Consider the following 11,700-nt stretch of genomic DNA (forward strand, 5'->3'; position numbering starts at 1 on the left):
GCATTATTTAACTTTTATAAAATGCTGAAACAAAACTTTCTATCTTGTTTTTTAATTCCGAAGATGCTTCAACTAAAGGCAACCTTACTTTATCAGAGCACAAGTCTAAAGTTTTTAAAACTGCTTTAATACCAGCTGGGTTGTTTTCAGAGAAAATTAAGCCAACAATTTCCATTAATTTATAATGAATATTATAAGCATCTTTTGCTTTACCTTCTAATCCTAATTGTATCATTTTTGAAAATTCCTTTGGAAATGCTTGACCAATAACCGAAATCACTCCTGCTCCACCTGCTAAAACAACACCTAAAGCTAAATCGTCATCGCCTGAAATTATAGAGAAATCTTCTGGTTTATCTCTTAATAATTCATAATACTGTTGTAGGTTATTACCAGCTTCTTTTACTGCTACTATATTTTCAAAATCATTAGCTAACCTTAAAACTGTTGCTGGCTCCATATTTTTTGCGGTACGACCAGGAACATTATATAAGATAATTGGTACGGGACAAGCTTCTGCAATTGCTTTAAAATGTTGATACATGCCTTCTTGTGTTGGCTTTGAATAGTATGGAGAGACTGATAAAATACCAGCAAAATCTGATAAATCTGTTGCGTTTATCTCTTCAATAACTGCAGCTGTGTTATTACCTCCAATACCTAAAACTAGTGGCAACCTGTTATCGTTAGCTTCTTTTATAGTTTTTACAATCTCCTTTTTTTCTTGTTTGGTAATTGTAACACTTTCTCCTGTTGTACCACTAATTACTATGTAATTTGTACCGTTTTCTACGTTAAAATTTACAATCTTTTTTAATGCTTCATGGTCTACCGATCCATCTTGGTTATATGGTGTCACAATTGCAATTCCTGTGCCTAAAAAAGGGTTATTCATAACTATAGTTTATTTAATATGCGTAAATATTTAACCAACTCGTTTTCAAAAGTTGACGTGTCTTTTATATCTGTTTTTATGACTAAATCATTAACATTTGTTTCTTCTATAAGACCTACTTTAAATTTGGCTTCACTTGTTGCTGTAGCAAATACTAAAGGAAGTTTATCTGAAATATAATAACTTATAAGCAAATCACTTTTTTTGTTAAGAAATGATTTTAAGGTTTCGGTTTTTGCATTTCCTTTCCAACCTAAATCTTTTCTTGAAAATGTATTTGGATAAATACTTTCGGTTTTAGATTTTGGATTTGTTAGAGCTAATATTTCGAAGTTTTCTTTTTTTACTTTTAAAACTTCTGATAATTTATTAATCCAATCAAGGTCTAAAAATTCAGAATCGTCTACTATAAACCCTACTGTTTTGATAATATTACTGTTAGAAACCATTACTCGATTTTTAACACATTTATCAATGTAGTTTTTATTAGATTTTTCTTTTAAACCTTTTAAAATCATTTATCTTTATTGCTTTGATGCAAATGTAGTAATTGTATCATGAATTTAACTTGAAATTTTTCAACATTATTATGCAAAAAAATTCCTTTCTAATAATAGCTATTATATGTCTTTTGTTTTCTTGTAAACAAGAGCATCATTTAAGTAAAATTGAAGGTAAACAAATCCCTGTGTCAGACAGTATTGCTTTAGATACAGAAATTGATGATTTTATAAAACCTTTTAGAGACAACCTTGAAAAAGACATGAGCAAAGTGTTGTCTTACGCACCAAAAACTTACCACAAAAAAGACGGAAATTTAAATACTGCAATTGGTAATTTGATGGCGCACATTGTTTTAGAAGAAGGTAATCCTATTTTTAATAAAAGAACAGAAAAAAACATTGACATGGTTTTACTAAATCATGGCGGAATTAGAGCTGCTATTAACAAAGGAAATATTACTACAGAAACAGCTTATCAGGTCATGCCTTTTGAAAACAGTATAGTTGTCGTAGCTTTAAAAGGACAACAAATTGACAGCTTAGTTTACTATCTAAGCAAAGCAAAAAAAGCGCATCCTATTGAAGGTTTAAAATTAACCATAGATAAAAATTATAATATAGTTGAAGCTTTAATTAATAAAGAAAAAATAGATAGTAATAAAACTTATTATGTAGCCACTAATGATTATTTATACAATGGTGGTGATAATATGAAGTTTTTTAAAACCAATGACACTGTCTACACTTTAGACTATAAAATAAGAAACGCAATGATTGACTACTTTAAAAAAGTAGACACTATTAATCCAAAATTAGACGATAGATTTACCCAAATACAATAAGCATGAAACGTAGAGATTTTATACAACAAGCAACAGCAGCGACAGCACTTGCAACTATTGGAGGATATGGATTTTCTTCGTTTGCAGCAGGTTCTTCTACTAAAAAAATTACAGTGTTACATACTAACGACGTACACAGTCATATAGATCCTTTTGGACCTGATGATAGCCGTAACGCAAACCAAGGTGGTGTTGCTAGACGTGCCACACTAATTGAAAGTATTAGGAAAGAAAACCCAAATACTTTACTTCTTGATGCAGGAGATATTTTTCAAGGAACACCTTACTTTAATTATTATGGAGGCGAATTAGAATTTAAACTAATGAGCAAACTTAAATATGATGCTGCAACTATTGGTAATCATGATTTTGATAATGGTATTGACGGACTTTATGCGCAACTACCTCATGCAAATTTTCAGTTTATTAGTGCCAATTACGATTTTAAAAATACTATAATGGATACACATGTAAAACCGTATCAAATATTTATTAAAGACGGTATCAAAATAGGTGTTTTTGGTATTGGTATTAAATTAGACGGTTTAGTAGATAAAAAAATGTACAAAGAAACAGTGTACTTAGACCCTATTGAAACGTCTCAAGAAATGACTAGAATTCTTAAAGACCAAGAACAATGCGATCTTATTATCTGCTTATCGCATTTAGGTTACCATTATAGCAAATCTCCAGAAAAAATTAGCGATTTAAACCTAGCAAAATCAACTAAAAACATAGACTTAATTATTGGTGGTCATACACACACGTTTTTACCAAAACCAACTGTTGCAAAAAATTTAGAAGGCAAAAATGTACTTGTAAACCAGGTAGGTTGTTACGGCATTAACTTAGGCAAAATAGACTTTTATTTTGATGCAGGCAAGAGTAAATCTGCTAACGGAACTTCGATTATTGTTTAATTAACGATTTGCTTTTTATGTCTAAAAGAATATAAAAATAAATAAAGCTAAACCCTATCGCCATTAAGACAATGTAGCCTATTTTTAAGAAAATTTCTTCTGTTATAAAATAGTAGGCTACTTGTATCATTTCAGAAAATACAATACAAACGCAAGCTAAAAACAGCAATAACGCTTGCTTAGTTTCAGTGTATAAATAATACAATAAGGACATAGAAAGTATTGATAAGATTAATAGATTATAAAATACTTCCAAAAAAAACAGAAATGTAAAAACCTCCAAAGAATCATCTTGTAATATCATCTGATTAAGCGTATACAAGATATATAGATTAAATGTGATTAAAATAAAAATATGAAATTTAAATTTTTTAATCAGTCGCTTTGCATCCATTCCTTTCAAAAAAAATGTAATTAAACTACAATACGCAGTCATTATAAATACATATGAAATATAATGATTAAATAATTCTGAAGTGAAAATCCACATTTTAAAAAATTCTGAAATCGCAAAACCTATTAAAAACACAGTAAAGAATACATTTTTGTGTTTTTTCTTTATGGAATAAAAATAAATAAGTGTTGGTAATATTAATACCCAAGCAATTTCTGACAGAATATTATTCTGAAATAAATTACCAAATAATGATATTACAACCAAAATAACTAACACAAAAGTTACTGTTTTGTATTTGTTTAACTTCATTAATTACTCATTTGAAAAACAAATATATCATTAACAAACACTTTAACCAAATAATTGTGCGTTTTACCGAAACACACGAACGTTAATGCGATTAAATTTTATTAATAATAATTATATTTTAGCAACAAAAAACTAAAAATAAACACAAAAAAACAAAAAAAACTAAACAAAAATGAATAAAAACAAAAAAGTATAAGAATATAATAATTTTACGGTTTTTACCACAATTGTATTTTTACAAGGAAAATTCCTACTATTTAATCATTAATAAAAAGTCTTCCTCACTTATAATCTCTACACCTATTTTTTCTGCTTTTTCCTTTTTACTTGGTCCCATTTTATCGCCTGCAACTACATAATTTGTTTTAGATGAAATTGATGAAGACACTTTACCTCCATTATCTTCAATTAGTTTTTTAAGTTCTGTTCTTGACACTTGATAAAACACACCTGAAACAACAAAAATATTCCCTTCTAACTTATTGGTTTGATTGGCTAATTTTTCTGCTGAAATTTCTAACTGAACACCATAAGATTTTAATCTACTAATGATTTTTTGATTTTCTTCATTTGAAAAGAAGTCGACTACACTTTCTGCTATTTTGGTTCCAATTTCATCTACATTAACCAACTCTTCAATACTCGCATTTTGTAAAGCATCAATAGATTTGTAATGTTTTGCTAGTTTTTTAGCAACAGTTTCGCCTACAAAACGTATACCGACAGCAAACAACACACGCTCAAACGGTATTTGCTTTGAAGCCTCAATACCAGCAATTAAATTATCGGCGCTTTTTTCTGCCATTCGCTCTAACGGAAGGATATCTTCTTTAGTTAATTCATACAAATCTGCAAAGTTGTTAATCAATCCAGCATTAACTAAAAGCGCAACGGTTTCGCCACCTAAACCTTCAATATCCATTGCTTTTCTTGAAATATAATGCTGAATCCTTCCAATAATCTGAGGATTACAACCATTATAATTTGGACAGTAATGCTTTGCTTCGCCTTCAATACGTTCTAATGGTGTATTACACTCTGGACAATTAGTAATGTATTCTGTTGGTTTAGAATCTGCTGGTCGTTCTTCTAAATTAACCGCTATAATTTTAGGAATAATTTCGCCACCTTTTTCTACATAAACCGTATCTCCTACTCTAATATCAAGTTTTTCAATTTGATCTGCATTGTGTAAAGACGCACGTTTTACTATGGTTCCTGCCAATTCTACTGGTAATAAATTAGCAACTGGTGTAATGGCGCCAGTACGACCAACTTGATAAGTAATTTCATTTAAAACAGTACTTACCTGCTCTGCTTTAAATTTATATGCGATTGCCCAACGTGGTGCTTTGGCGGTAAAACCTAATTCTTCTTGTTGGTATAAACTATTGACTTTTACTACAACTCCATCAGTCTCGTAAGGTAACTCATGCCTTGCTTGATCCCAATAGTTTATAAATTCAAAAACTTCATCTATTGTATTGCATAATTTAGATTCTTTTGGTGCTTTAAAACCCATTTGTCTGGCGCGTTCTAAACTTTCAAATTGCGTTGTGAAATTGAAATTACTACCAACCAAACCATATAACAAACAGTCTAATGGTCGCTTTGCTACTTCGGCACTATCTTGTAGTTTTAAACTTCCAGATGCGGTGTTTCGCGGATTTCTATATGGTTCTTCTCCGTTAGTAATTCGCTCTTCATTCATTTTGTTAAATCCTTCAAACGGAAGCACAATTTCACCTCTAATCTCAAATTGCTCAGGAAATGGCGGTTTTAATTGTAATGGCACGGAATTTATGGTTTTTACGTTTGCTGTTACATCATCACCTTGTACACCATCGCCACGTGTAACAGCTTGCACTAACGTACCGTTTTTATAAGTTAAATTTATAGATGCACCATCATATTTAAGCTCGCAAGTATATTGCACATCACCATCTACCAACTTTTTAATTCTAGTTTCCCAATCTTTTAAATCTTCTAAAGAATACGAATTATCCAAACTGTACATTCTGTGTGCATGTACAACCGTTTTAAAGTTTTTAGTCACTTCGCCACCAACACGTAAGGTTGGAGAATTTGCGTCATAAAACTCTGGATGCGCTGCTTCTAAAGCTTGTAATTCTTTAAGTTTTATATCAAAATCGTAATCGCTAATCGTTGGATTATCAAGCACGTAGTAATTATAGTTATGCTGACGAAGCTCGTCACGTAGTTGGGTTATTTTCTGTTCTATATTCATTGGTTTGTCACTTGTTCTTTATTTTAGTACACCACAAATCATTCTATCCTTTCCAAAAAGATCTTGCTTTAACTGAATATTTTTAAAGCCAAATTCTTCTAAAAGCGTAATCATTTCTTTTCCAAGATATTCATTAATTTCAAAATACAATTCGCCATTTGGTTTTAAATTTTTGGTCGCAAATTGTGTAATTGCTCTATAAAATATTAGCGGATTTTCATCTTCGACAAACAATGCTAAATGTGGCTCGTGATTAAGCACATTGTCTTGCATTTGCTGTTTCTCTAATTGTCTAACGTATGGTGGATTAGAAACGATGACATCAAATTTGGTTGCTGAATTAAGTTCAGAATTACAGATTTTTAATATATCATTTTCAATAAAATCGATATCTACTTGGTTTAGTTGTGCATTTTTATTTGCCATTTCTAACGCTTTCGCAGAAACATCTATCGCAGAAACATTAGCATTTGGCAATTGTTTTGCTAAGCTAATAGCGATACAACCTGTTCCTGTACCAATATCTAAAATATTAAATTGATGATCACCTTTAATAAGCTCAAGTTGACCGTTAGTAGTTATATTAGATAAAATTAATTCAACCAATTCTTCAGTTTCTGGTCTTGGGATTAATGTGTTTTCATTAACATAAAATGGCAATCCATAAAATTCAGTTTGTCCAATAATATATTGTATTGGTTCATGATTTTTTAAGGCTTTTAAAGCACTTTCATACTTTAAAACAAAGTCATCTTTAATAGTCAAGTCTGTATTTAAAGCTAAATCAATACGTTTAATAGCATTGTAGTATTCTGTAATCATAAAGAAAAAAGTTTGCACTTCTTCTTTATCGTAAATGGCGTCTAAATGCTCGTGAAATTTGTGTTTTAAATCTTTTAATTTCATTAAACCATTATAAATCTTTCAACATCCAAATACCACAATTAAAATGACCGGTATCACCTAAAGGTCCATCTAAAAACTTAAAACCATTCGTTTCATAAATATGTATGGCTTCTTTAAGCTCTGGAATAGTTTCTATATATGCTTTTTTAAAACCATAAGATTTTGCGGTTTCTAAGCATTTTACAAATAATTTTTTACCGTAACCTTTTCCGCGTAAGCGATTAGAAAAATACATTTTTTGGATTTCGCAAACTTCGTTTTGCGCGTTGTTAAGTGGTTTAAGTCCGCCGCCACCTTCAACTTTTCCATCTACAGTAACCACAAAATACACTTCTTTATCGCCTGCGTAAGACTCAAACATTTTTGGTGTTTCTGCATCTGCGTAAGCCGTACCAACTAAAGGCAAGTTGTACTCTATAAAAACTTCGCGAATTACAGCTTCCATTTGCTTATTGTCTTCTGGTTGGATTTCTCTTATTTCAATAGTCGAATTACTCACTTTAAAATGCTATTTTTACACAAATTTTTAGAGGTTGAAGATACAACAAACCTAATCACAGAACAATGAAGAAAGCGTTATTCTTATTAACAATATTGGCTTGTTTTTTTAACTGTACAGTTAACGAAACACCAGAATTTATTGGCGTAAATACTATTGAGGTTGAAGATTCTAATTCTAAGTTTATTACGCTTAAAGCGGAAGCAGAATTTTTAAATCCTAACGATATTGGCGGTACTTTAAAAACAGATGATCTTAAAGTAATTATTAATAACAACGAAATCTCGTCTGTTACTACCGAAAGTTTTGACGTGCCTGCAAAAGATAAATTTACCATTCCGTTACGCGCAAAAATTCCAACAGATAGTTTATTTAGTGATAAAAACTTAAGCAGTCTTTTAGGTAGCTTACTAACCAAAAACATGAAAGTACAGTACGTTGGTGATATTGATTATAAAATCATGGGATTTTCGCACAAATACCACGTAGATGTTATTGATAACGTAAAAATCAAACTATAATTTGAACGATCAATTTTACATACAACGCGCTTTACAAATTGCCAAAAACGGATTAGGAACAACACGCCCAAATCCAATGGTTGGTTGTGTTATTGTAGTTGACAACAAAATAATTGCCGAAGCTTTTACTAGCGCTTATGGCGGTAATCACGCCGAAGTTAATGCTATAAATAAAGTAGCCGATAAAAGTTTGCTACAAAAAGCAACACTTTATGTAACCTTAGAACCTTGCAGCCATTACGGAAAAACGCCACCTTGTAGCGATTTAATTATTCATCACAAAATCCCAAATGTTGTAATTGGTTGTGTAGATGACAATCCTGAAGTTGCAGGGAAAGGCATTAAAAAATTAATGGAAGCTGGTTGCAAAGTTAGAATTGGTATTTGTGAAGAAGATTGCAAAGCGCATCACAAGCGTTTTTTTACATTTCATAATAAAAAACGACCTTATATTATTTTAAAATGGGCAGAAACCGAAGACGGTTTTATTGCTCCAAACCAAAGAGACAAACAAGCTCCAGTTTGGATAACCAATACATTTTCTAGACAGTTAGTACACAAATGGCGCGCCGAAGAACAAGCTATTTTGGTGGGTACAAATACCGTTTTACAAGACAATCCTACGTTAACTGTACGAGATTGGACTGGTAAAAATCCAACACGAATTGTGTTAGATAAAAACGAAAGTCTGGATAAAACTTTTTTAGTTTTTAATGCTGAAGCTGAAACTTTAACCTTTAAAGACAGAACTGTAAAAGCTATTTGCGATCAATTATTTAAATCTGAAATAAACTCAGTAATTATTGAAGGTGGCGCAAAAACATTACAACTGTTTATTGATGAAAACCTTTGGGACGAAGCACGAGTTTTTAAAGGAAAAACAATATTTAAATCTGGTGTAAAAGCACCAAAATTTAATGGACAACTCATTGAAAAGTCTCATATTTTAGAAGACACGTTGTCTATTTACAAAAACGAAAACAATTAATAAATGATTAAAACCATCATATTTGATTTTGGAGACGTATTTATCAATTTAGATAAAGAAGGCGCTTTAAAATTAGCTTTAGAAAAATTTGAAATTACTGAATTAGACGAAGAACTTCAATCTATAAATGCTTTATATGAACAAGGTTTAATTTCTACAGACGAGTTTTTAGACTTTTACGCAGATAACTTCCCTAGATTGAATAAAGACGAATTAAAATCTATTTGGAATTTTATTTTAAGAGATTTCCCAGAACATAGACTAAAGTTTATCAAACAATTAGCAAAGGACAACAATCATCAATTAATATTATTAAGTAATACTAACGAGCTTCACATAGATTACATCAAAAAGAATGTTTCTTTTTATGAAGAATTTAAAAATTGCTTTGACCAATTTTATCTGTCTCATGAAATTAATTTAAGAAAACCCAATGCAGATATTTTCAATTTTGTATTAACTGAAAATAATCTCAAAGCAGAAGAATGTCTTTTTATTGACGACACTTTAGAAAACACACAAACTGCACAACAATTAGGAATTAATGTTTGGAATAACAATCCAGCTACTGAAGATATTGTTGATATTTTTACAATTAAAAAGGAGTTATTTTAATAAAATTCGTCAGTTAGAGTGAATTTTTATAACCTCTTAGTTCTCGATACAATTTTTCGTACCTCAAAATTACTCGAACTGACGCATTATTATATTTTTGTTTAAAATATTCAATAGAAATAAATGTATTTACTGCTTAGCATACTAGCTTCAACATTAATATTTATCATTTTTACTTTAGTTGGTAAGTATAAAATAAATACACTGCAAACTATTGTATTTAATTACTTTACTGCGTTTAGCTTAGGTGTTATTAGTTACAGTCAGCCAATACATACTCAAGACATTATCCAATCCAAATGGTTTTATGGTGCAATTGGCTTAGGTGTTTTATTTATTTCAATTTTTAACGTAATGGCATTAACAGCTCAGCGTAACGGAATTTCAGTTGCGTCTGTTGCTAGTAAAATGAGTGTAATCATTCCCATAATATTTGGACTTTTTGCTTATAACGAAAGTTTAGGTTTACAAAAAGCTATTGGTATATTATTAGCTTTAGTTGCTGTGTATTTAGCATCGGTTAAAAAACGTACCGAAACTGGTTTTGCATTAAAAGGACTTTGGCTTCCGTTATTGTTATTTTTTGGATCTGGCGTTATTGATACATCCATAAAATATATCGAAACTAATTTTATTCCAGATGGTGATATTCCAATATTTTCGGCATGTATATTTATGATGGCTGGATTAATTGGTGTTGGCTTTATTTCCGCGAAAGCGATACAAAAACAATTCACTTTTGATAAAAAAGCAATCCTTTCTGGATTTATTTTAGGTATAGTAAACTACTACTCTATTTACATGTTATTAAAAGCTTTAGATGCCGAAAATTTTGAAAGTTCGACCATTTTCACTGTTAATAATGTAGCTATTGTAATGCTTTCAACCTTAGTTGGATTGCTATTTTTTAAAGAGAAATTATCTATAAAAAATTGGTCAGGGATTGCTATTGCAATTATATCTATTATATTAGTGACTTTAGCTTAATTTATGGAAAACGATACTTACAAAACCATTGTAAAACCAAATGACGAAGTACTTTTTAAAGACAAAAATTCTAAGTTTTTTGGATATGCATTTCCTGTAAAAAATGAAGATGAAGTTAAAGCACACATTGAAAATTTAAAAAAACAGCATCATAGCGCCAGACATTGGTGCTATGCTTACCAAATTGGGTTTGAAGAACCTGATTTATTATACCGCGCCAATGATGATGGCGAACCTAACAATAGTGCTGGAATGCCAATTTATGGTCAAATTCAATCTTTTGAAGTGACTAATGTTTTGATAGTCGTTGTGCGATATTTTGGCGGAGTAAAATTAGGCGTTGGCGGATTAATAAACGCTTATAAAACTGGAGCTCAAATGGCATTAGAAGCTTGTAAAATAGTGACTAAAACCATAAATGTAGATTTTGTAATCACATTTGATTATAAAAACATGAATAAGGTGATGCGTGTTATTAAAGAGAAAAATCTAAATATCACTAACCAAAAATTAGAATTGGATTGCCAAATTACTATTTCTGTAAGAAAAAAAGATGCTAATACGATAGCATCTATTTTTGATAGTATTTACGAAGTAGAAATTAAAGAATTAGATAACTAATTTTTTAAGGCTTCTAAAAAATATTTTGGCGGACGCGTAGGTCTTTTAGTTTTCATATCTATAAATGCCAAAACAACTTCTGCAGTACATAATAATTCGTCATTTTGATTGGTTAATATATAGTCAAAATTAACTAAAGCTGTTGGTTGTTTTTTAAGCTGAGTTTTGACTTTAATTACATCATCATAAAATGCTGATTTTTTAAAATTTATGGATAAAGAAACAACAGGTAAACCTATACCATTTTCTTCCATGCTTTTGTAAGAAATCCCTAATTTACGCAACCATTCAATCCTTGCCATCTCTAGATATAATGCGTAATTACCGTGATGCACAACACCCATTTGATCGGTTTCTGCATATCTTACTCTTATTTCAATTTCATCTGGTTTTATAGCCATTTAATCAATATTTTTTTGTAGTTTAGAAATCTGGTTTAACATGAGAAA

14 protein-coding genes are annotated in these 11,700 nt (G+C 30.5%); 7 read left to right on the plus strand and 7 right to left on the minus strand.

The features are described from left to right. Positions 1–7: 7 nt before the first annotated feature. On the minus strand, positions 8–895 hold the full coding sequence (dapA, locus tag INR78_RS13550; RefSeq protein WP_223076944.1) for a 4-hydroxy-tetrahydrodipicolinate synthase: 888 nt from the start codon (positions 893–895) through the stop codon (positions 8–10). Positions 896–897: 2 nt separating this feature from the next. Beyond that, entirely contained in the window at positions 898–1,413 is a 516-nt protein-coding gene (locus tag INR78_RS13555; protein ID WP_223076945.1) for a hypothetical protein, read from the minus strand. A 71-nt stretch (positions 1,414–1,484) separates the two neighbouring features. Between INR78_RS13555 and INR78_RS13560 the strand changes: the two genes are divergently transcribed. Together INR78_RS13560 and INR78_RS13565 are read left to right on the plus strand one after the other, a co-directional pair. Then, complete coding sequence (locus tag INR78_RS13560; protein WP_223076946.1) at positions 1,485–2,240, plus strand: 5'-nucleotidase C-terminal domain-containing protein; 756 nt, start codon at positions 1,485–1,487, stop codon at positions 2,238–2,240. 2 nt (positions 2,241–2,242) lie between these two features. Next, positions 2,243–3,160, plus strand: coding sequence for a bifunctional UDP-sugar hydrolase/5'-nucleotidase (locus INR78_RS13565; protein WP_223076947.1), 918 nt, complete (start codon positions 2,243–2,245; stop codon positions 3,158–3,160). Here INR78_RS13565 and INR78_RS13570 read toward each other — a convergent pair. From INR78_RS13570 to INR78_RS13585, 4 genes are all read right to left on the minus strand, one after another. After that, on the minus strand, positions 3,150–3,866 hold the full coding sequence (locus INR78_RS13570) for a hypothetical protein (RefSeq protein ID WP_223076948.1): 717 nt from the start codon (positions 3,864–3,866) through the stop codon (positions 3,150–3,152). The two genes, INR78_RS13565 and INR78_RS13570, sit on opposite strands and share 11 nt — an antisense overlap. Before the next feature lie 253 nt (positions 3,867–4,119). Then, on the minus strand, positions 4,120–6,114 hold the full coding sequence (gene ligA / locus INR78_RS13575; RefSeq protein ID WP_223076949.1) for an NAD-dependent DNA ligase LigA: 1,995 nt from the start codon (positions 6,112–6,114) through the stop codon (positions 4,120–4,122). An 18-nt stretch (positions 6,115–6,132) separates the two neighbouring features. After that, positions 6,133–7,020 (minus strand): peptide chain release factor N(5)-glutamine methyltransferase, encoded by an 888-nt coding sequence (prmC, locus tag INR78_RS13580; protein ID WP_223076950.1) that lies wholly within the window; start codon positions 7,018–7,020, stop codon positions 6,133–6,135. A 7-nt stretch (positions 7,021–7,027) separates the two neighbouring features. Beyond that, a complete protein-coding gene (locus tag INR78_RS13585; protein WP_223076951.1) occupies positions 7,028–7,519 on the minus strand; it encodes a GNAT family N-acetyltransferase in 492 nt (163 codons plus the stop codon). Positions 7,520–7,584: 65 nt separating this feature from the next. On the opposite strand from INR78_RS13585, the gene INR78_RS13590 reads away from it, so the two are divergent. The 5 genes from INR78_RS13590 (at position 7,585) to INR78_RS13610 (ending at position 11,251) form a co-directional block, all read left to right on the plus strand. Beyond that, a complete protein-coding gene (locus INR78_RS13590; RefSeq protein ID WP_223076952.1) occupies positions 7,585–8,040 on the plus strand; it encodes an LEA type 2 family protein in 456 nt (151 codons plus the stop codon). A 1-nt stretch (position 8,041) separates the two neighbouring features. Then, the gene (gene ribD, locus INR78_RS13595; protein ID WP_255593087.1) at positions 8,042–9,028 is read left to right on the plus strand and encodes a bifunctional diaminohydroxyphosphoribosylaminopyrimidine deaminase/5-amino-6-(5-phosphoribosylamino)uracil reductase RibD; all 987 of its coding nucleotides are present in this window, start codon (positions 8,042–8,044) and stop codon (positions 9,026–9,028) included. Between the two features lie 3 nt (positions 9,029–9,031). Continuing rightward, positions 9,032–9,643, plus strand: coding sequence for an HAD-IA family hydrolase (locus INR78_RS13600; protein WP_223076953.1), 612 nt, complete (start codon positions 9,032–9,034; stop codon positions 9,641–9,643). Between the two features lie 123 nt (positions 9,644–9,766). Then, positions 9,767–10,630, plus strand: coding sequence for an EamA family transporter (locus tag INR78_RS13605; RefSeq protein ID WP_223076954.1), 864 nt, complete (start codon positions 9,767–9,769; stop codon positions 10,628–10,630). A gap of 3 nt (positions 10,631–10,633) precedes the next feature. Next, the gene (locus INR78_RS13610; RefSeq protein WP_223076955.1) at positions 10,634–11,251 is read left to right on the plus strand and encodes a YigZ family protein; all 618 of its coding nucleotides are present in this window, start codon (positions 10,634–10,636) and stop codon (positions 11,249–11,251) included. Here INR78_RS13610 and INR78_RS13615 read toward each other — a convergent pair. After that, positions 11,248–11,652: an acyl-CoA thioesterase gene (locus INR78_RS13615; RefSeq protein ID WP_370632464.1), complete on the minus strand. Its 405-nt coding sequence runs from the start codon at positions 11,650–11,652 to the stop codon at positions 11,248–11,250. The two genes, INR78_RS13610 and INR78_RS13615, sit on opposite strands and share 4 nt — an antisense overlap. Positions 11,653–11,700 lie beyond the last annotated feature (48 nt).

It is taken from the genome of Mesoflavibacter sp. SCSIO 43206, assembly GCF_019904215.1.
Classification (GTDB): Bacteria; Bacteroidota; Bacteroidia; order Flavobacteriales; family Flavobacteriaceae; genus Mesoflavibacter; species Mesoflavibacter zeaxanthinifaciens.